Genomic DNA, 19,987 nt, shown 5'->3' on the forward strand with positions numbered 1-19,987 from the left:
AATAGCTTATATTTTTTTCTTCTGATTAATAATTTGGATTGTGAGTTCCAGCTCACGTTCCTTGTTGCCTACTTTTTGGGCATTCTCTAGTTGTTTTTGCAATTCACTAAACTTTATTTGCTCCATTTCCTTTGCAAAAACGGCTACCAAATCGTCGAGCTCCTGACTACTTGTCTCATCTGGCAAATCAAGGCTTAGGATTTGATAAAATAAATTTTTCTCGTCGGCATCTAGTGAGCTACCAAAGTGAGAAGGATCAATTTCTTCAAAACTCATAACCTCAAGTATGATTTTGTCAAAAAGGTTCTGGTAACGCTGGTGGACAAAGCGAAAAGTTTCATCCTCTGCAAATTTCTGAAGAACACTTTGGTGATAAATCATGCGATTCAGAAGTTGCTCCTCTGCTCGTTCACTTCGTGATAAACTTGGAAGTTGCGGCTGTTGTACAGTTTTAACAGCCTCTTGAGCAGGGGAAAAAGTTTCATAATAATCTTGTTCCGATGCAATAAAACCAGGATCAAAATAATTCGTAAAATCTTCTTCCGAAAAGCTCCCAAAACTCTCTTCAAAATTTCCCGCTGCTGCCCTTGATTTAAGGACGTTTTCACGCTTTAAATTGACAGATTGCTCTACTTGATTATACTCGAAATCAGGTAAAATCTCAACTAATTTTCTTATAAAAGCATCCTGGGCCGTAATTGACGAAACCCTTGCAATAACAGGCGCCATTTGCTCAATAAAATCCAATTGATTTTGCAGATTCGAAAGGTTTTCAGGCTTCAGATAATCAATCAGAAACTCTGTCGGTTGTATCCTACTGTTTTCCATCAGACCAGCTAATGACTCTAAAGAATACTTTTTGCTGTAATCGTCTGGATCCAGACCTTCCGGAACACGAACAATCTGTGTCTTCTCTTCACCAATCAAGTCAATTGCTTTATATATCGCATTTTGACCCGCCTGATCACCATCATAGATAAGAACATAATTTTTAGCTATTTTTTTTAAACGCTTTACGTGTTTCTCAGTTAAAGCTGTCCCCATGGTCGCCACAACATTAAATATACCAGCTTTATAAGCTGCAATAACGTCCATGAACCCTTCCATTAAGTAAACTTCACGAGTTTTAGAAATAACAGGTTTTGCTCTATCTAGATTATAAAGCTCGTAAGACTTATCAAAGATTTTCGTTGCACTTGTATTAATATACTTTGCCTTACTTGTATCATTTTCTTGCCATTTTCGGCCTGAAAATCCAACAACATGCCCGTACTCATTTTTGAGGGGAAACATAATTCTATTTTGAAAAGCATCAAAAACCTTGTTGCTTGAAAAGTTGAAAAGCCCCGAATTCGCTTGCACACTTTCATCAAATTTCCCAGATAGATTTTTAAAAATAAAATCGTTTTCGTCTGGTGCTAAACCGATATTAAACTGCTTGATAATATCAGCAGTAATTCCTCGTTTTTCCAAATAAAGTCGGGCTTTTTCACCAATTTCTGTAGAGGTTAAAACGATATTATAAAGGCGTGCAGCTTGATTGTTTATATCATAGAGCAGTGCATTAGGGTTATCTTTTTCTGCAGTAGAATCATCCTCAATATTTAAAGTGATGCCAGCAAAACTCGCCACATCTTTTACTGCATCCACAAAACCAACTTGTTTATAATCTTTTATAAAATCAATAACATCGCCTGATTTTCCACAACCAAAACAGTGATAAAAGCCTTTATCAGCATTGACATTGAAACTCGGCGTTTTTTCCCCATGAAAAGGGCAAAGCCCTAAATAATTCTTTCCTGACTTCGTGAGAGGTACATATTGTGAAATCAAATCAGCAATATTTACCTGATTTTTTAACTCGGTTACTTCTTCGTTTGTAAGAAAAGCCATCTAACCCCCTCTCATCTTAAACATTCTACATAAAGCATAAAAAACGACTATTCAACAATAGTCGTTGTACGGAAGGGGAGTAAGGGATTCGAACCCTCGCGCCGGTTTCCCGACCTAACGATTTAGCAAACCGTCCTCTTCAGCCTCTTGAGTAACTCCCCACCAGTTATTCACAATATATAGATATTATAAACATCTATGGGAACACGAGGATTTGAACCTCGGACCCCTGCGTTATCAACACAGTGCTCTAACCAACTGAGCTATGCTCCCAAATTATTAAAAAATCTTCTATATTCTAGAAAAATTTTAAGCGGGTGATGAGAATCGAACTCACAACATCAGCTTGGAAGGCTGAGGTTTTACCACTAAACTACACCCGCAAATGGCGCGAGACGGAATCGAACCGCCGACACATGGAGCTTCAATCCATTGCTCTACCAACTGAGCTACCGAGCCAAAGGAAAGGAGGATGTGGGATTCGAACCCACGCACGGTTTTACCCGCCTGACGGTTTTCAAGACCGTTCCCTTCAGCCGGACTTGGGTAATCCTCCAAAAGTGGATCTTGTTGGATTCGAACCAACGACCGCTCGGTTATGAGCCGAGAGCTCTAACCAACTGAGCTAAAGATCCAGCTGTAAATATAATAGCGGCGAAGGGGATCGAACCCCCGACCTCTCGGGTATGAACCGAACGCTCTAGCCAGCTGAGCTACACCGCCAAAAATTTCTGATAGATTAATCTATCAATCGGGAAGACAGGATTCGAACCTGCGACACCTTGGTCCCAAACCAAGTACTCTACCAAGCTGAGCTACTTCCCGAGATAAAGTTCATTATCATCATGATTTCATTCAGAAATCAATGCACCCGGCAGGATTCGAACCTGCAACCGCCTGATTCGTAGTCAGGTACTCTATCCAGTTGAGCCACGGGTGCATAATATTTAATTTTAAAGCGAACGACGAGATTCGAACTCGCGACCCCAACCATGGCAAGGTTGTGTTCTACCCCTGAACTACGTTCGCAACGCTTAAAGAAAGTTAAACTCTCTTCATACCTCTAGCTGTACTCCATTAGGTCTAAACAGTTAAAGGAATGCCGACTACATGATTCGAACACGCGACCCTCTGATTACAAATCAGATGCTCTACCAACTGAGCTAAGTCGGCTATAAAAGAAATGCGGATGAAGGGACTTGAACCCCCACGCCCTAAAGCACTAGAACCTAAATCTAGCGTGTCTGCCAATTTCACCACATCCGCTTGACAAGTTCTTTTACGCTTTATACCTCAACCTAATGTTAAAGTATGACCCGTGCTGGGCTCGAACCAGCGACCCTTTGATTAAAAGTCAAATGCTCTACCAACTGAGCTAACGAGTCTATTTCTTTTATTACCTTTCAAGTAAGTCTACTTGAAACGGTTCCGACGGGAATCGAACCCGCGATCTTCGCCGTGACAGGGCGACGTGATAACCGCTACACTACGGAACCTATGGGAGTTAACGGGATCGAACCGCTGACCCTCTGCTTGTAAGGCAGATGCTCTCCCAGCTGAGCTAAACTCCCAATCACTTGGCATTTACCATATCTCACAGGGGGCAACCCCCAACTACTTCCGGCGTAATAGGACTTAACTTCTGTGTTCGACATGGGAACAGGTGTATCTCCTATGCAATGAATACCAAATCATGGTCTGAATGTATTGAACACTCAAAACTAAATAACAATCTCTTGATAAATAAGTAAAGCTAAACTCATATGTTCTATTACTTGGTAAAGTCCTCGAGCTATTAGTACTGGTCCGCTCCATCCCTCGCAGGACTTCCACTTCCAGCCTATCAACCTGATCATCTCTCAGGGCTCTTAATTCATAAAGAATGGGAAATCTCATCTTGAGGTGGGCTTCGCACTTAGATGCTTTCAGCGCTTATCCCTTCCCTACATAGCTACCCAGCGGTGCTCCTGGCGGAACAACTGGTACACCAGCGGTAAGTCCACCCCGGTCCTCTCGTACTAAGGGCAGATCCTCTCAAATTTCCTACGCCCGCGACGGATAGGGACCGAACTGTCTCACGACGTTCTGAACCCAGCTCGCGTGCCGCTTTAATGGGCGAACAGCCCAACCCTTGGGACCGACTACAGCCCCAGGATGCGACGAGCCGACATCGAGGTGCCAAACCTCCCCGTCGATGTGAACTCTTGGGGGAGATAAGCCTGTTATCCCCAGGGTAGCTTTTATCCGTTGAGCGATGGCCCTTCCATGCGGTACCACCGGATCACTAAGCCCTAGTTTCCTACCTGCTCGAGTTGTAGCTCTCGCAGTCAAGCTCCCTTATACCTTTACACTCTACACATGATTTCCAACCATGTTGAGGGAACCTTTGGGCGCCTCCGTTACTCTTTAGGAGGCGACCGCCCCAGTCAAACTGCCCGACAGACACTGTCTCCCACGCCGATTATGCGTGTGGGTTAGAGCAACCATGAAGCAAGGGTAGTATCCCAACAGCGACTCACTTGAAACTAGCGTCCCAAGGTCAAAGTCTCCTACCTATCCTGTACATGCTTCACAGGTACTCAATATCAATCTGCAGTAAAGCTCCATGGGGTCTTTCCGTCCTGTCGCGGGTAACCTGCATCTTCACAGGTACTAAAATTTCACCGAGTCTCTCGTTGAGACAGTATCCAAATCATTACGCCTTTCGTGCGGGTCGGAACTTACCCGACAAGGAATTTCGCTACCTTAGGACCGTTATAGTTACGGCCGCCGTTTACTGGGGCTTCAATTCAGAGCTTCGACTAATGTCTAACCCCTCCTCTTAACCTTCCAGCACCGGGCAGGCGTCACCCCCTATACATCACCTTGCGGTTTAGCAGAGAGCTGTGTTTTTGATAAACAGTTGCTTGGATCTTTTCACTGCGGCTGTATTTCTACAGCACCCCTTCTCCCGAAGTTACGGGGTCATTTTGCCGAGTTCCTTAACGAGAGTTCTCTCGATCACCTGAGGCTACTCGCCTCGACTACCTGTGTCGGTTTGCGGTACGGGTAGTATTGAATTAAACGCTAGAAGATTTTCTTGGCAGTGTGACATCAAGGGCTTCGCAACCGTAGTTGCTTCCCCATCACAGCTCAATGTTAAAGGAAAATGCATTTGACACATTCCACACCTCACTGCTTAGACCAGAATCCATTAACTGGCTCCCTTTAGCCTACTGCGTCCCTCCATCACTAACAATACTAGTACAGGAATATCAACCTGTTGTCCATCGACTACGCCTTTCGGCCTCGCCTTAGGTCCCGACTAACCCAGGGCGGACGAGCCTTCCCCTGGAAACCTTAGTCTTACGGTGGATAAGATTCTCACTTATCTTGCGCTACTCATACCGGCATTCTCACTTGTAATCGCTCCAGCACCCCTCACGGTATACCTTCATCGCTGATTACAACGCTCTCCTACCATTTAATTAATATTAAATCCACAGCTTCGGTAATATGTTTAGCCCCGGTACATTTTCGGCGCAGGGTCACTCGACTAGTGAGCTATTACGCACTCTTTGAATGATAGCTGCTTCTGAGCTAACATCCTAGTTGTCTGTGCAACCCCACATCCTTTTCCACTTAACATATATTTTGGGACCTTAGCTGGTGGTCTGGGCTGTTTCCCTTTCGACTACGGATCTTAGCACTCGCAGTCTGACTGCCGCACATGTGTATTAGCATTCGGAGTTTATCTGAAATTGGTAACCCGAGATGGGCCCCTCATCCAAACAGTGCTCTACCTCCAATACACTTAAATTGCGACGCTAGCCCTAAAGCTATTTCGGAGAGAACCAGCTATCTCCCAGTTCGTTTGGAATTTCTCCGCTATCCCACAAGTCATCCAAACACTTTTCAACGTGTCCTGGTTCGGTCCTCCAGTGCGTCTTACCGCACCTTCAACCTGCTCATGGATAGGTCACTAGGTTTCGGGTCTACATCATGATACTAAAGCGCCCTATTCAGACTCGCTTTCGCTACGGCTCCGCCTCTTCAGCTTAACCTCGCATCATAACGTAACTCGCCGGTTCATTCTACAAAAGGCACGCTCTCACCCATTGACGGGCTCGAACTTCTTGTAGGCACACGGTTTCAGGTGCTATTTCACTCCCCTCCCGGGGTTCTTTTCACCTTTCCCTCACGGTACTGGTTCACTATCGGTCATTAAGGAGTATTTAGGCTTGGAGATGGTCCTCCCGGATTCAAACTGGAATTTCGCGTGTCCAGCCCTACTCAGGATACTGCTAGGTATAAAGTCTATTTCAAATACGAGGCTATTACTCTCTTTGGCTTACCTTCCCAGGTAATTCTTCTATAGACTTTAAGTCCACGTTGCAGTCCTACAACCCCAAGAAGCAAGCTTCTTGGTTTGGCCTGTTTCCCGTTCGCTCGCCGCTACTTAGGAAATCGTTTTTACTTTCTCTTCCTGCAGGTACTTAGATGTTTCAGTTCTCTGCGTTACCTTCGCGTAAGCTATGTATTCACTTACGGATACTATGCATAACATAGTGGGTTTTCCCCATTCGGAGACCTAGGGATCAATGCGTACTTACTGCTCCCCCTAGAATATCGTCGTTAGTCACGTCCTTCTTCGGCTCTTAATGCCAAGGCATCCACCGTGCGCCCTTATTAACTTTGCCATTAAAACAAGTATAAGTTTTTTCGAACTCTTTAAAAGAATTCGCAGCTTTACAGAATGTTTAAAACATTTCTCGGTTTATTTATCGTTATAAGATATTGTTATTTAGTTTTCAATGATCAATTCCTATTTTAACGTCTTCGTTGACCAGATACTTCCGTATCTTATGGAGCCTAGCGGGATCGAACCGCTGACCTCCTGCGTGCAAAGCAGGCGCTCTCCCAGCTGAGCTAAGGCCCCTTCTCTCAACGCAATCTTCTCTATCTTGCATCAAAAGACTGCTTGTTGGTCTTTATAGACCCCTCAAAACTGAATAAAGTAGAACAACATCTTTTTTTATATTCCTTAGAAAGGAGGTGATCCAGCCGCACCTTCCGATACGGCTACCTTGTTACGACTTCACCCCCAGTCATCGGTCTACCTTAGGAAGCGCCCCTCCTTGCGGTTAGGCAACCTACTTTGGGTACTCCCAACTTCCGTGGTGTGACGGGCGGTGTGTACAAGGCCCGGGAACGTATTCACCGCGGCGTGCTGATCCGCGATTACTAGCGATTCGACTTCATGCAGGCGAGTTGCAGCCTGCAATCCGAACTGAGAATGGTTTTAAGAGATTAGCGCACCCTCGCGGGTTGGCGACTCGTTGTACCATCCATTGTAGCACGTGTGTAGCCCAGGTCATAAGGGGCATGATGATTTGACGTCATCCCCACCTTCCTCCGGTTTATCACCGGCAGTCTCACTAGAGTGCCCAACTTAATGATGGCAACTAGTATAAGGGTTGCGCTCGTTGCGGGACTTAACCCAACATCTCACGACACGAGCTGACGACAACCATGCACCACCTGTATCCCGTGTCCCGAAGGAACTCCTTATCTCTAAGGATAGCACGAGTATGTCAAGACCTGGTAAGGTTCTTCGCGTTGCTTCGAATTAAACCACATGCTCCACCGCTTGTGCGGGGCCCCCGTCAATTCCTTTGAGTTTCAACCTTGCGGTCGTACTCCCCAGGCGGAGTGCTTAATGCGTTAGCTGCGCTACAGAGAACTTATAGCTCCCTACAAGCTAGCACTCATCGTTTACGGCGTGGACTACCAGGGTATCTAATCCTGTTTGCTCCCCACGCTTTCGAGCCTCAGTGTTCAGTTACAGGCCAGAGAGCCGCTTTCGCCTCCGGTGTTTCCTCCATATCTACGCATTTCACCGCTACACATGGAATTCCACTCTCCTCCTCCTGCACTCAAGTCTCCCAGTTTCCAATGCACACAATGGTTGAGCCACTGCCTTTTACATCAGACTTAAGAAACCACCTGCGCTCGCTTTACGCCCAATAAATCCGGACAACGCTTGGGACCTACGTATTACCGCGGCTGCTGGCACGTAGTTAGCCGTCCCTTTCTGGTTAGATACCGTCACTTAAGTAATTTTCCACTCTACTTAACGTTCTTCTCTAACAACAGAGTTTTACGATCCGAAAACCTTCTTCACTCACGCGGCGTTGCTCGGTCAGGGTTGCCCCCATTGCCGAAGATTCCCTACTGCTGCCTCCCGTAGGAGTCTGGGCCGTGTCTCAGTCCCAGTGTGGCCGATCACCCTCTCAGGTCGGCTATGTATCATCGCCTTGGTAGTCCTTTACACTACCAACTAGCTAATACAACGCGGGATCATCAAGTAGTGAAGCAATTGCTTCTTTTAAATAAGAATCATGCGATTCTCATTGTTATGCGGTATTAGCGTTCGTTTCCAAACGTTGTCCCCCGCTACTCGGCAGATTTCCCACGCGTTACTCACCCGTTCGCCGCTCTTCATAAAAATAGCAAGCTATCTTTAATCATCGCTCGACTTGCATGTATTAGGCACGCCGCCAGCGTTCGTCCTGAGCCAGGATCAAACTCTCATTTAAATTTAGTTCATCAAATGAACTGGCTGTTGTTTTGTCTTTCATTATTGAATTGACAGTTGGTATACAAGAAGTTCCCTTCTCGCATATAGTCATTCTACTTTATTCAGTTTTCAAAGGTCTATCGCTCTCACGGGAGATACGCTCTCTCGCGACAACTATTATATTCTATCAAACTACTCCCTCCCTGTCAAGAATAAACTGTGGTTTTTTACTTCTTTTTTTACCCTTGTTCGGAAAACCCCGCCGTTGTCACGTTCTTTAACACTAAAAAAATCAGACACCTAGTGTCTGATTTACATTTTTATCTTTTGCCTTCAAGATAAACCATCAAAATGGAAATATCGGCAGGATTTACTCCTGAAATACGGCTTGCTTGTCCTAAGGTTTCAGGATTTATTTTCTTGAATTTTTGGCGCGCTTCCGTTGCGATACTGTCTAAGGCATCCCAATTCATATTTTTAGGAATGCGTTTAGCTTCTAAGCGGTGCATCTTTTCAACTTGTTCTTTTGCTTTTTTGATGTAGCCCTCATAAGTAACTTCTGTTTCAATAAGTTCGATGACTGTTCGATCGAGTTCTTCAGAAGATTCGCCAACAAATCTAACGACATCAGAATACTTCACCTCAGGGCGTTTTAAGAACTCGATGCCCGTCAAAGCATCTTTGATTGGACCAAATCCCATCATTCCAAGTTTTTCTTGCGTATCCGCAAGTGGTTTTAGTTTTTCTTTATTAAGACGAGCAATTTCTGTTTGGTAAGAAGTGAGTTTATCTTGGAAAGCATCCCAGCGCTCGTCACCAACTAAACCAATTTCTCGTCCAATAGATGTCAAACGCATATCTGCGTTATCATGACGTAAAATTAAGCGATACTCGGCACGAGAAGTCAATAATCGATAAGGCTCTAATGTGCCCTTAGTCACAAGGTCATCAATCATTACTCCGATATATGCATCGCTTCGTTTTAGGATGAGCTCTTCTTTCCCTTGAACTTTAAGACTTGCATTGATTCCCGCAACCAACCCTTGACCAGCTGCTTCTTCATAACCAGATGTACCATTTGTTTGTCCCGCAGTGAAAAGTCCTGAAACAAGTTTCGTTTCCAATGTTGGACGGAGCTGGTGAGGCAGAACCACGTCATATTCGATAGCATAACCAGTACGCATCATTTTTGCATCTTCTAAACCAGGAATAGAGCGGACCAAATCAAACTGAACATCTTCCGGTAAACTTGTGGATAAACCTTGGATATACACTTCTTCTGTATTGCGTCCTTCTGGTTCCAAGAAAAGTTGGTGGCGGGGTTTATCCGCAAAACGTACAACTTTATCTTCTATAGAAGGGCAATAACGTGGACCGACACCTTTGACAATCCCTGAAAACATTGGAGCACGGTGCAAATTTTCTTGAATAATCTCATGTGTTGTTTTACTTGTGTAGGTAAGCCAACAAGGAATCTGCTCTGTGAGGTAATCTTCATCTTTTGACAAAAAGCTAAAGTGATTTGGTTTTTCATCCCCTGGTTGAATCTCTGTCGCATCATAGTTAATACTTGATGAAAGCACACGTGGCGGTGTCCCTGTTTTGAAGCGGCCAATTTCAAATCCTAAATTGCGTAAGTTATCAGCCAAGCTGACAGAGGCTAGCGAATTGTTTGGTCCTGAGGAATATTTAAGCTCACCAATGATAATTTCACCGCGTAAAGCAGTTCCTGTAGTAACGATAACGGCTTGGGCAGCATACTTCGCTCCAGTTGTAACTTTTACACCTGTTACTTTTCCAGCATCAACCAAAATTTCTTCTACCATTGCTTGACGTAAGGTTAGATTCTCTTGATTTTCAACTGTATGCTTCATTTCCTGAGAGTACAACGCCTTATCTGCTTGTGCACGCAAGGCACGGACTGCAGGTCCTTTACCCGTATTCAACATTTTCATCTGAATATAGGTCTTGTCAGTATTTCGTCCCATCTCCCCACCTAGGGCATCAATTTCACGAACGACTATTCCTTTAGCAGAACCACCGATTGAAGGGTTGCAGGGCATGAAAGCAACCATGTCGAGGTTAATTGTTAATAAAAGGGTTTTGGTGCCCATACGAGCTGAAGCGAGTGCTGCTTCTACACCAGCATGCCCCGCCCCAATCACTATAACATCATATTTTTCTTGAAATTCCATAATTTCTCCATTTTTACAAAACAAAAAGCCAAAGCCAGTGAAAAATACATGCTAAAAAGCACATATCTTCCCGAGCCTTGACCATCGAGTTTTTATGATAGGACTATTTTAACTCTTTTCAAAAATTTTTTCAAGAGTATTTTCCTGTTTATTTTTACACTAAGGCTTCACCATCCCGATACAAGACCAACGAAGCGAGTTCCTCTACTGTTCGCGCTGAACCTTCTGGTAGAATTCGGTCTTTTTCTCGAGACGTTGGATCATATTTACCTGAGTAATCAATCGTGCCATTTCTTAATTTGACCGGAACTGGCGTGCCTTTAGGATAAATTTCAAATCGTGAGCCGTTTTCAGGAGCGATTCCTTCTAAGTACATCCACAAGTAAACCTGACCTGTTTGTTCATTTATACCTCCATATTGGAGATAGAAATCCCGTTTCTGCTTTGTCACTTTTGTATCCAAAACACGTACTCTTCTTCCATCAATATCACTTTCATAATTGACCCAATCCCCATGAATAGTTTCAAAATTTCCCATCTTTATTTGTTCAATATTTACTGTTTTTTCTGGTCTGTATTGTTCTGCTTTCGCAAACTCTATTGTTGGTGCTACAACCGGATGCTCACCCTGTTTCACAGCAAAAATTAAAAGAACAGCAGTAAGAGCTAATGTAACATCTGTGATAACAAGCAGTTTTTTCAAGAAGGACTCCTTTCTATTTTGATTAGATTTTGATTATAAAATAATTATAACAAAATAACTTAATCTTCAATAACGTTTTACTTGGAGACTTTTTGACATTAAAAGACTTCTAGCTGAGTGGCTAGAAGTCTTTTGCATTTGATTATTTTTTATCCCACAATTTATTACAAAATTTGGGAGGTAAGTCTCCAGAAGATTTACCATATGCCCAGCGTTTTTTCTCTACTGGAAGCACATGCCAATCTTCTAACAGCATCAAACTTTGATAACGTTGGAGGTATCCTGCACATTCTTCGCACCAGATCTCATCTCCACTTCTCCAGAATGCAGCTAAAAGGTCGTCTTGGCTTTTAAATTCTTTATAGCTTTTTGCCATTTTTAGCCATTCACTTTTGTACTTTTTCAAAGCTTGATAGAAGTCTTCATATTCATCTACTGATTGAATATCTTTTTGCCAGTCTTCAAAAAACCACCATGGTTCATCATAGCCTGACATTGTGATTACTCTATACATATTTCTTGTCCAGCTTCTTTTCTTTAATATACATCTCTTGTTATGTATTGTAACGAAAAAATATGCTTTTGAGAAATATTTTGAACTATTTTGCAGATATGTCGATATTCTTAATGCAAAAGGCAGCAAATTCTTCTAAACGTTCTATCTTTTTAGTCAAGTGTAAGAAACCTACAACTGCTTCAAAACCTGTCGATATACGATAAGTCACAACATCTGTGTTTTTAGCTGTTGTTTTAGAGTGTGCATTTCGCCCACGCTTGAAGTAAAGAAGTTCCTCCTCTGTTAGAAAGTCCACTTCTTCCATTTTACGAATCAAGGCAGCCTGCGCTTTCGCGGAAACGTATTGAATCGCTTGACGTTGAAGTTCTCCAGGTTTGGTTAGACCTTTATCTAAGAGGTAGTCTCTAATGAAAACTTCATAAACAGCATCTCCGATATAAGCGAGTGCTACACCATTTAATAACTCTGCATCTTTTTTATTCACGATGCCACCTCACACCTTGAGCAGTATCTTCAAGAACAATCCCTTGTGCCTTTAATTCATCACGAATCTTGTCTGCTTGAGCAAAATCTCGTGCTGCTCTTGCCGCTTGTCTTGCTTCGATTAAGTCTTCAATTTCAGCATCTAAGCTTATATCTTGATTTTCAAAATGCAAGCCGAGAATTAAGAGAACATCCTCAAAGAAAGCTTTCACTTCTAATCCGCCATTTCCCTTATTTACCCAAGTGATGAAATCATAAAAAACAGTTAAACCATTCGCAATATTGAAGTCCTCATCCATTGCTGTTTCAAACTCTGCTTTAAATTTAGCAAGAGCTTCTAAGTCAGCCTGACCCTCTACATCAAGATTGCGGTAAGCATTTTCAATCTTTTTGACATTGTTTTCTGCATCTTGTACGGCTTCATCCGTAAAGTTAACAGGTCGGCGATAGTGAGTCGTAGCCAAGAAAAAGCGGAGAACTGTTGGACTTACTACGTCAAGCATTTCATGCACGGTTTTAAAGTTTCCTAAAGACTTGGACATTTTTTCGCCACTAACATTTACAAAACCATTGTGCATCCAGTAGTTTACAAATTTTTTACCTGTTTTTGCTTCTGATTGCGCAATTTCATTGGTATGATGGGGAAACTCGAGGTCTGCTCCTCCAGCATGTATATCCAAAGTATCCCCTAAGAGGTCACTGCTCATCACTGAACATTCGATATGCCAACCTGGGCGTCCTTCACCCCAAGGACTTGACCAAGAAATTTCGTCTTTTTTCGCAGCTTTCCATAAGGCAAAATCCGCGGGGCTTTCTTTACGTGCTGTTTCTTCATCTGTTCGACCAGAAGCACCTTGCAGCAGTTCTTCTAAATTTTTATTTGCGAGCTTCGCATAACCTTCTGATTTTGAAACACGAAAATAAACGTCGCCTTCTGCTTCGTAAGCGAACCCTTTATCCATTAAATCTTGAATAAAAGTAATCATCTTGTCAATATAGTTAGTGGCTCTTGGATTTACTGTTGCACGTTTGACATTGAGAGCATCTGTATCTTGATAAAATGCGGCGATATATTTGTCAGATAATTCAAGTGGTGTAAGATGCTCTTGAGCTGCTCCTTTGATAATTTTATCATCAACATCTGTAAAGTTAGAGACGTAAGTCACTTCAAAGCCCTTGTATTCCATATATCTACGGATTAAATCAAAAGCAACAACAGAACGTGCATTCCCGATATGAATGTAGTTATAGACTGTTGGTCCACAAACATACATCTTTATCTTATTTTCTTCAAGGGGATGGAACTCCTCGATTTTTCTTGTCATTGTGTTATAGATGTGAAGCATGATAGCTCGCCTCCCTTTTTTCTTCTATGGACGAAATTTTCTCTGAATCTTTTTGTCCCTTAACTCGAACCACTTTTGCTGGAATTCCTACTACTGTGACTTCAGGTGGAACATCACTTACGACAACAGCACCAGCACCTACTTTGGCATTTTCACCAATTTCGATAGGACCAAGCAACTGTGAGTGTGCTGATATTAAGGCCCCCTTACGCACCGTAGGGTGACGTTTCCCTTTATCTTTTCCTGTTCCTCCAAGGGTTACTCCGTGATAAAGTTTAACATCTGTTTCTACTATCGCTGTCTCACCGATAACCAATCCAGAACCGTGATCGATAAAAACGCCGTGGGCAATCGTTGCTCCTGGATGAATTTCAATTTGTGTCCAAAAACGCCAAAACTGTGAGTTCATCCGCGCCCAAAGTTTAAAGTTATGCGTCCAAAGCCAATGACTAAAACGATGTGCTGCTAAAGCTTTTACTCCCGGATAAGTCAAGAGAACTTCTAGCCCAGTTCGTGCAGCAGGATCATTTTCTTTAGTGACACGGATGGCTTCCTGCCAAAAGCCTCTCTTTTTATTTTTCATATTCATTTATTATAGCAAAAATCTATAGGAAAAGCGCATTACACTGCGCCTTTCTCCTTTTTATCATTCTGGTCGAGTTGTTGATAATTCTGGAAACTCTTCATCTATGACTGGCGCTTTGCGTTCACGACGCTCAAATTTAGGCCCAGATGGTTTTTCTTTATGGTATCCACGATGACCATTTCCGTTATTCCCATTACGACGTTCGCGTGGCTTATGCTCAGGTTCTACATAGCCTTCCGGTTTTTCTAGTAAAGCACGTACTGAGGCGTCAACACGACCTTTCTCATCAACTTTTGTAATCTTGACTTTAACAAGATCTCCAAGCTTCAAGGCATCTTCTACTTTGTTCGTGCGATTCCATGCAAGTTCTGAAATATGCACCATGGCATCAGTATGGCCAAAAAGATGAACAAATGCTCCGAATTTTTCGATTCTTACTACCTTGGCTTCATACACATCGCCGACCTTGGCTTCGCGGACTAATTCTGTAATGATTTCTTTCGCTCGGTTAATCGCTGCCTGGTCAGGCGAAAAGATAGAACAAAGTCCATCTTCATCAATGTCGATTTTGACACCTGTCTCTTCGATAATTTTGTCAATCGTTTCGCCGCCCTTACCAATAACAACCTTAATTTTATCCGTATCAATTTTAATCGTATCAATTTTAGGTGCTGATGGTGCAAGTTCTGAACGGGGTTCCGAAATCGTTGCTTCAATCACATCTAATATTTCAAAGCGGGCACGTTTTGCCTGTGCAAGTGCTTCTGCCAAAATTTCGGCAGTGATGCCTGAAATTTTGATGTCCATTTGTAAAGCAGTAATCCCCTCACGTGTACCTGCAACTTTGAAATCCATATCGCCAAAGTGATCTTCCAAACCTTGAATATCTGTCAAAATAGTATAGTTGGAACCATCCGAGATTAAGCCCATAGCAATTCCAGCTACAGGTGCCTTGATTGGTACTCCTCCAGCCATCAAGGCCAGTGTCCCTGCACAAATCGAAGCTTGCGATGAAGAGCCATTCGACTCTAGTACTTCCGCAACTAAACGTACTGCATAAGGAAACTCTTCCAGTGACGGCATCACTTGCTCAAGCGCGCGTTCACCAAGTGCACCATGACCTATTTCGCGGCGTCCAGGTGCACCATAACGTCCAGTTTCTCCTACGGAATACTGTGGAAAATTATAGTGGTGCATGAAACGTTTTTTATATTCAAGATCCAAGCCATCAATAACTTGTGCTTCACCCATCGGGGCCAAAGTCAAAGTTGACAAGGCTTGCGTTTGCCCTCGTGTAAAGAGAGCTGAGCCGTGGGTAATTGTATTTGGTGTAAAGTCGATTTCTGCTTCCAAAGGACGAATTTCGTCGACTTTACGACCATCAGGACGAATTTTATCCTCTGTGATGAGGCGGCGGACTTCTGTATGTTCCATTCCCTCCAGAATCTCAGCAACATCACGCATGATTCGTTCAAACTCTTCGTGTTGGGCATAGGTTGTTTCATATTCTGCTTTGACACGCTCTTTAAGGGCTTGAGTGGCAGCTTCACGCGCAAGCTTTTCTTCCACTTGTACAGCAGCTTGCAAGTCTTTATTATAGTCTGCAATAATTTGAGCTTTCAACGTTTCATCGACACGTAAAAGTTCAACCTCTGCCTTGTCCTTACCAACTTTGGCAACAATCTCATTTTGGAAAGCAATAAGTTCTTTAATCGCCTCGTGTCCTGCAAGGAGAGCTTCGAGCATAACCGTTTCTGATAATTCCTTTGCACCTGACTCTACCATATTGATCGCATCTATATTTCCAGCGACAATAAGATCCAAATCAGACTGTAGGGTCTGCTCAACATCGGGATTAATGATAATTTCTCCATCTATATAGCCCACTTCAACACCCGCAATCGGACCGTCAAAAGGAATATCTGAAATGGCTAGTGCCAAGGAACTTCCGAACATCGCTGCCATGCGTCCACTTGCGTTTTCATCATAGGAAAGTACAGTATTGATGACTTGCACTTCATTTCGAAAACCATCAGCAAACATTGGACGTATAGGGCGATCAATCAAACGGGCAGTCAAAGTAGCATACGTTGATGGGCGTGCTTCACGCTTATTAAAGCCTCCAGGAAATTTTCCTGCGGCATACATTTTTTCTTCATAATTAACTTGCAAAGGGAAAAAATCACCGTTTGCCATTTTTTTCGACATGGTTGCTGCAGTCAGCACGGTTGTGTCTCCATAGCGAACAACAACTGCACCATTGGCTTGCTTGGCAACTTGACCTGTTTCAACAACAAGCTCGCGTCCTGCAAAATTCATTCTGAAAGTTTCTTTTGTCATGTTTTCTCCCGCTTTTCAAGTTTTCTGTGCTTCTCATTTCTATCCAAAAATCAATTTTCTTTCCCACAAGTAAACTCATTTTTGTATAGAAGAGCACTGTGCTCATTATACTATATTTTTGAGGATAAAAAAAGCTTCATAAGAGCAATCTATAACGGTTTTAGGCGTCCAATCTCAGCAAAAGAAAACGCTCACTTTTCTCTGCGTTTTTGAACATTTTCTAACGCACCTTTCTTAAAATATAGAGCCCCTCAAATCGTGTTATAATAAGAAGAATTTCAAAAACTCAACTGAAAAGGAAAAGTCGATGCGCGTCGTTAACTCATTACGAAATTCATCTTTTACAATCATTCATTTGAGGTCTATATTAATACACCAAGCTCCTTTATCATTATAAAAGGATTGTTCGAGAGAATAAAAAAGACAACGTTAACGTTGCTTTTTTTATTTTTATTTGACTTGACAAAACCTGTCTCTATTCTTGCTTTTTATCAATTTCCTGCCAAAATTTATGTTTTTCAAGCATATAATCTAAAACATCAGTCTGGTAAACTTGCTCCAAAAAAGAACGAGAAAGTACCGCGTTGGCTTTTCCTTGTTTTAAGATTTTTCCTTCCTGTAAAACCAAAATATTTTCCGAAAAAGACAGTGCCAAATTAATATCATGAAAAACAGCAATGATGATTTGATTTTGAGTAAAATACTTATCAATATTGCGCAACATTTCTAGTTGGTAATAGATATCCAAATGATTATTGGGTTCATCCAATAAAACAATTTGAGGGTTCTGTAATAATGTCCGGGCAAAAAAGACACGCTGCAGTTGGCCCCCAGAAAGTGTTGACAGTTGTTGATCTTTTATCTTATCCAAATCAAGCGCCACCATCACTTGTGCTACACGTGCCTTATCTTGGACGCGTGCCACTGCCATAAATCGTTTTCTCAGTTGGGTGTAGAGCCCCATCATCAAGGTTTCATAGACGGAATAAGAAAAATATACAGCTGGATTTTGAGAGAGAAGAGCCACTTTTTCCGCTAATTCAATTCTTTTTAATGTTGCCAATGATTGTTCGTTAAACTCAATCTTTCCTTCATATTTTAGTAAACCAGCAAGACTCTTCAAAAGTGTTGATTTTCCACTACCATTTGGCCCTAAAATTGCTAACCTTTCCCCTGCTTTGACAGAAAAACTAATATCAGAAAGAATTTCTTTTCCCGAATACTCCACCTTCAGATTTTCAACTTTTAACATCTCATACTTGTCCTTTCCTAAAGAAAATATAGCAGAAGAATGGCGCACCAATGAGGGCTGTTACCGCTCCAATTGGTAATTCTCTTGATTGGAAAACACTTCTTGCCACAGTATCAGCAAGAACACAGAGCAAGCCGCCCACAAGTGCTGAACTAGGGAGAACCCACTTATGTGTCGCCCCAAACAACCGGCGAGCGACATGAGGTGCAATCAAGTCGACAAAGCCAATCACTCCGGTCATAGCTACGCTGGCTCCTGTGAGCAAAGTCGACAAACCAATTAAAAGAACTTTCGTACGCTTGACTTCTACTCCTTGACTCAAAGCAAAGGCATCACCAAAACTCAAAATATCCATTTCTCGGTGAAAGTAAATCAAGCAGAAAAAACTAAAGGTAAAAAGCAAAGCAAGGAGCTGTACGTTTTCCCATGAAGCCCCCGAAAAACTCCCTAATTGCCAGAAAATGATACGTTGCATATAATCCGGCGAAAAAGTCATCATTAAGGTTAAAAAGGAATTCACAAACAAAGAAAATACCATTCCCACCAAAATAATAGTTTGATTCTCTAAGGCTTGGGAAAATTGTTGAGCAAAGAGTAAAACGATAACAACAGTTACAAGTCCAAAAGCAAAGCCCGCAAGGCTCATCGAAATGGAAGGGCTCATAAAATTAATACCGAATAGCATCACAGTTGAAGCCCCTAATGAAGCACCGGATGATACACCTAAGGTATAGGAAGAAGCTAAAGGATTTTGTAGAAGGGACTGCATCACAGTTCCACTCGCACCCAAGGCTAAACCAACAAGAAAGCTGAGCAAAATCCGGGGCATGCGCACTTCAAGAAGAATGTCCTGCAAAAGAGGAGCAGAACTATTCCCTCTGCCTATCATCATACTCATTAAATCGCCTACTGATATCGGAGCACTTCCTATGCGAAGACTGAGAAGCATTGCCAGTAAAGACAGTGCCAAAAGTAGAATAATGATGCTTATTCTATTCTTATTTGAAATTTTTGTATACATCAGGATATACCGCTTTGGCCATTTCTGTCATTGCCTTTACTATATGTTGATTGGGAAGCGAACTTCTTTCGTTATCAATAGAGTAAACAGCTTTATTTTTTACTGCTGTCACCTCTTCCCAACCTTTCAATCTTAAAATATCATTAATAGGATCCGGAACATATTCTACATTTGTTAAGATCACATCTGGATTAGCCATAATTGCTGCTTCTTCTGAAACTTTGATTGCTCCTGCCTCTTTGGCCATCACATTCTCAGCTCCAATCGTTTCAATCATCTCATTGATATAAGTATCCTTTCCCATACTATAAATTTCTGGAGAAGCAGCGATTTCAAACAGCACTCTTTTCTTAGGACTTATTTTTGTGGCTTGTTCTTTAAAAGCAGCGATGTCTTTCTCCATCTGACGCGTCACTTGCTCCCCTTTTTCTTTTTGGTTTAAAGCTGTCGCCACAAGGCAAATATTATCTTCGATTTCTTTAAAATTCTTTTCTGTAGGTAAGACAACAACTGCCGTTCCTTTATCCTGGAGTTTCTTAATTTTATCTTCCGATTGGAACAGGGTCAAATCACTCACAAATAAAAGTTCTGGCTTGAGCGCCATTATTTTTTCAAGATCCAGGTTCATAAGGTCTGTCTGCTGCACTTTTTCCAAACCCTTAACATACTTAGGACTTTGCGTATCTACAGCAATAAGTTTATCTTTTTGTCCAAGATCGTTAATCACTTGTGTCACTGCGGGTGAGAGTGACACAACTCTCTGAATATTTTGCGGAATTTTTACTTTTTCACCTTGTGGTGTCGTAATTTCAACTTGAGATTGGTTTCCTTCCTGAGTCACATGTTTATTTTTTGTACATGATGATAAACTGACCGCTATAAACAGCAAACCAATTATCGTTAGTGTTTTCTTTTTCATTTGTTCTCCCTCACTAAAAAAAGCTCTACTCATGCAAAGCCCTACATTTTTCTCTTGCTTTGACCAGACAAAAAGAAACAAAGGTCCTTGACAGCTCTTATTTACTCAAAGACAGTCAAAAAGATGACGTGGTCTGTGTCCTCTCAGTAGTTTAAGTACTGCTAAGAAGTCTT

Annotated in this window: 11 protein-coding genes, 16 tRNA genes and 3 rRNA genes; all 30 read right to left on the reverse strand. The window is 42.3% G+C overall.

Annotation, left to right across the window (positions count from 1 at the left end):
* Positions 1 to 6 precede the first annotated feature (6 nt).
* Entirely contained in the window at positions 7 to 1,893 is a 1,887-nt protein-coding gene (gene dnaG, locus PYW30_RS07865; RefSeq protein ID WP_042219488.1) for a DNA primase, read from the reverse strand.
* Between the two features lie 73 nt (positions 1,894 to 1,966).
* A tRNA-Ser gene (locus tag PYW30_RS07870) sits at positions 1,967 to 2,054 on the reverse strand.
* Positions 2,055 to 2,092: 38 nt separating this feature from the next.
* Positions 2,093 to 2,166 (reverse strand) — tRNA-Ile (locus PYW30_RS07875).
* Between the two features lie 39 nt (positions 2,167 to 2,205).
* Positions 2,206 to 2,276: transfer RNA gene (locus PYW30_RS07880), tRNA-Gly, on the reverse strand.
* Between the two features lie 3 nt (positions 2,277 to 2,279).
* Positions 2,280 to 2,352, reverse strand: a tRNA-Phe gene (locus PYW30_RS07885).
* A gap of 7 nt (positions 2,353 to 2,359) precedes the next feature.
* Positions 2,360 to 2,449 (reverse strand) — tRNA-Ser (locus PYW30_RS07890).
* Between the two features lie 5 nt (positions 2,450 to 2,454).
* Positions 2,455 to 2,528 (reverse strand) — tRNA-Ile (locus PYW30_RS07895).
* A 14-nt stretch (positions 2,529 to 2,542) separates the two neighbouring features.
* Positions 2,543 to 2,616: transfer RNA gene (locus PYW30_RS07900), tRNA-Met, on the reverse strand.
* 28 nt (positions 2,617 to 2,644) lie between these two features.
* Positions 2,645 to 2,718: transfer RNA gene (locus PYW30_RS07905), tRNA-Pro, on the reverse strand.
* Positions 2,719 to 2,759: 41 nt separating this feature from the next.
* Positions 2,760 to 2,833, reverse strand: a tRNA-Arg gene (locus PYW30_RS07910).
* A gap of 17 nt (positions 2,834 to 2,850) precedes the next feature.
* A tRNA-Gly gene (locus PYW30_RS07915) sits at positions 2,851 to 2,922 on the reverse strand.
* Between the two features lie 71 nt (positions 2,923 to 2,993).
* Positions 2,994 to 3,066 (reverse strand) — tRNA-Thr (locus tag PYW30_RS07920).
* An 11-nt stretch (positions 3,067 to 3,077) separates the two neighbouring features.
* Positions 3,078 to 3,159, reverse strand: a tRNA-Leu gene (locus PYW30_RS07925).
* 46 nt (positions 3,160 to 3,205) lie between these two features.
* Positions 3,206 to 3,278: transfer RNA gene (locus PYW30_RS07930), tRNA-Lys, on the reverse strand.
* Positions 3,279 to 3,316: 38 nt separating this feature from the next.
* A tRNA-Asp gene (locus PYW30_RS07935) sits at positions 3,317 to 3,389 on the reverse strand.
* 2 nt (positions 3,390 to 3,391) lie between these two features.
* Positions 3,392 to 3,464: transfer RNA gene (locus PYW30_RS07940), tRNA-Val, on the reverse strand.
* A 4-nt stretch (positions 3,465 to 3,468) separates the two neighbouring features.
* Positions 3,469 to 3,584, reverse strand: a 5S ribosomal RNA gene (rrf, locus tag PYW30_RS07945).
* An 84-nt stretch (positions 3,585 to 3,668) separates the two neighbouring features.
* A 23S ribosomal RNA gene (locus PYW30_RS07950) occupies positions 3,669 to 6,572 on the reverse strand.
* Positions 6,573 to 6,738: 166 nt separating this feature from the next.
* Positions 6,739 to 6,811, reverse strand: a tRNA-Ala gene (locus PYW30_RS07955).
* Positions 6,812 to 6,920: 109 nt separating this feature from the next.
* Positions 6,921 to 8,471: ribosomal RNA gene (locus PYW30_RS07960) — 16S ribosomal RNA — on the reverse strand.
* Together the 16S, 23S and 5S rRNA genes with 16 tRNA genes alongside form the textbook arrangement of a ribosomal RNA operon.
* Positions 8,472 to 8,772: 301 nt before the next feature.
* Positions 8,773 to 10,647 (reverse strand): tRNA uridine-5-carboxymethylaminomethyl(34) synthesis enzyme MnmG, encoded by a 1,875-nt coding sequence (mnmG, locus tag PYW30_RS07965; protein WP_096822697.1) that lies wholly within the window; start codon positions 10,645 to 10,647, stop codon positions 8,773 to 8,775.
* A 154-nt stretch (positions 10,648 to 10,801) separates the two neighbouring features.
* Entirely contained in the window at positions 10,802 to 11,350 is a 549-nt protein-coding gene (locus PYW30_RS07970; protein ID WP_042219048.1) for a hypothetical protein, read from the reverse strand.
* Between the two features lie 142 nt (positions 11,351 to 11,492).
* Positions 11,493 to 11,864, reverse strand: a complete 372-nt coding sequence (locus PYW30_RS07975; RefSeq protein ID WP_019299023.1) for a DUF1033 family protein — start codon at positions 11,862 to 11,864, stop codon at positions 11,493 to 11,495.
* Positions 11,865 to 11,949: 85 nt separating this feature from the next.
* Positions 11,950 to 12,351 carry a Mini-ribonuclease 3 gene (locus PYW30_RS07980; RefSeq protein ID WP_042219050.1) on the reverse strand — a complete coding sequence of 134 codons (402 nt, stop codon included), beginning with the start codon at positions 12,349 to 12,351 and terminating at the stop codon, positions 11,950 to 11,952.
* Positions 12,344 to 13,696 carry a cysteine--tRNA ligase gene (gene cysS / locus PYW30_RS07985; protein WP_023889775.1) on the reverse strand — a complete coding sequence of 451 codons (1,353 nt, stop codon included), beginning with the start codon at positions 13,694 to 13,696 and terminating at the stop codon, positions 12,344 to 12,346. The genes PYW30_RS07980 and cysS overlap by 8 nt, the downstream gene beginning before the upstream one ends.
* Positions 13,680 to 14,279 (reverse strand): serine O-acetyltransferase, encoded by a 600-nt coding sequence (gene cysE / locus PYW30_RS07990; RefSeq protein WP_003133482.1) that lies wholly within the window; start codon positions 14,277 to 14,279, stop codon positions 13,680 to 13,682. Before cysE ends, cysS begins: the two co-directional genes overlap by 17 nt.
* Positions 14,280 to 14,342: 63 nt before the next feature.
* Positions 14,343 to 16,622, reverse strand: coding sequence for a polyribonucleotide nucleotidyltransferase (gene pnp, locus PYW30_RS07995; RefSeq protein ID WP_042219053.1), 2,280 nt, complete (start codon positions 16,620 to 16,622; stop codon positions 14,343 to 14,345).
* A 475-nt stretch (positions 16,623 to 17,097) separates the two neighbouring features.
* Positions 17,098 to 17,874, reverse strand: coding sequence for an ABC transporter ATP-binding protein (locus PYW30_RS08000; protein ID WP_023889776.1), 777 nt, complete (start codon positions 17,872 to 17,874; stop codon positions 17,098 to 17,100).
* A 1-nt stretch (position 17,875) separates the two neighbouring features.
* Positions 17,876 to 18,895, reverse strand: a complete 1,020-nt coding sequence (locus PYW30_RS08005) for a FecCD family ABC transporter permease (RefSeq protein ID WP_042219054.1) — start codon at positions 18,893 to 18,895, stop codon at positions 17,876 to 17,878.
* Entirely contained in the window at positions 18,873 to 19,814 is a 942-nt protein-coding gene (locus PYW30_RS08010; RefSeq protein WP_003133478.1) for an ABC transporter substrate-binding protein, read from the reverse strand. The genes PYW30_RS08005 and PYW30_RS08010 overlap by 23 nt, the downstream gene beginning before the upstream one ends.
* Positions 19,815 to 19,987: the final 173 nt, after the last annotated feature.

Origin of the sequence: Lactococcus garvieae subsp. garvieae (assembly GCF_029024465.1) — a bacterium.
In the GTDB taxonomy this organism is placed as follows: Bacteria; Bacillota; Bacilli; order Lactobacillales; family Streptococcaceae; genus Lactococcus; species Lactococcus garvieae.

Coding starts and splice junctions, on each gene's coding strand:
- PYW30_RS08005 (WP_042219054.1), bottom strand. CDS start 18,895: ATGTATACAAAAATTTCAAATAAGAATAGAATAAGCATCATTATTCTA.
- PYW30_RS08000 (WP_023889776.1), bottom strand. CDS start 17,874: ATGTTAAAAGTTGAAAATCTGAAGGTGGAGTATTCGGGAAAAGAAATT.
- pnp (WP_042219053.1), bottom strand. CDS start 16,622: ATGACAAAAGAAACTTTCAGAATGAATTTTGCAGGACGCGAGCTTGTT.
- mnmG (WP_096822697.1), bottom strand. CDS start 10,647: ATGGAATTTCAAGAAAAATATGATGTTATAGTGATTGGGGCGGGGCAT.
- PYW30_RS07975 (WP_019299023.1), bottom strand. CDS start 11,864: ATGTATAGAGTAATCACAATGTCAGGCTATGATGAACCATGGTGGTTT.
- cysE (WP_003133482.1), bottom strand. CDS start 14,279: ATGAAAAATAAAAAGAGAGGCTTTTGGCAGGAAGCCATCCGTGTCACT.
- dnaG (WP_042219488.1), bottom strand. CDS start 1,893: ATGGCTTTTCTTACAAACGAAGAAGTAACCGAGTTAAAAAATCAGGTA.
- cysS (WP_023889775.1), bottom strand. CDS start 13,696: ATGCTTCACATCTATAACACAATGACAAGAAAAATCGAGGAGTTCCAT.
- PYW30_RS08010 (WP_003133478.1), bottom strand. CDS start 19,814: ATGAAAAAGAAAACACTAACGATAATTGGTTTGCTGTTTATAGCGGTC.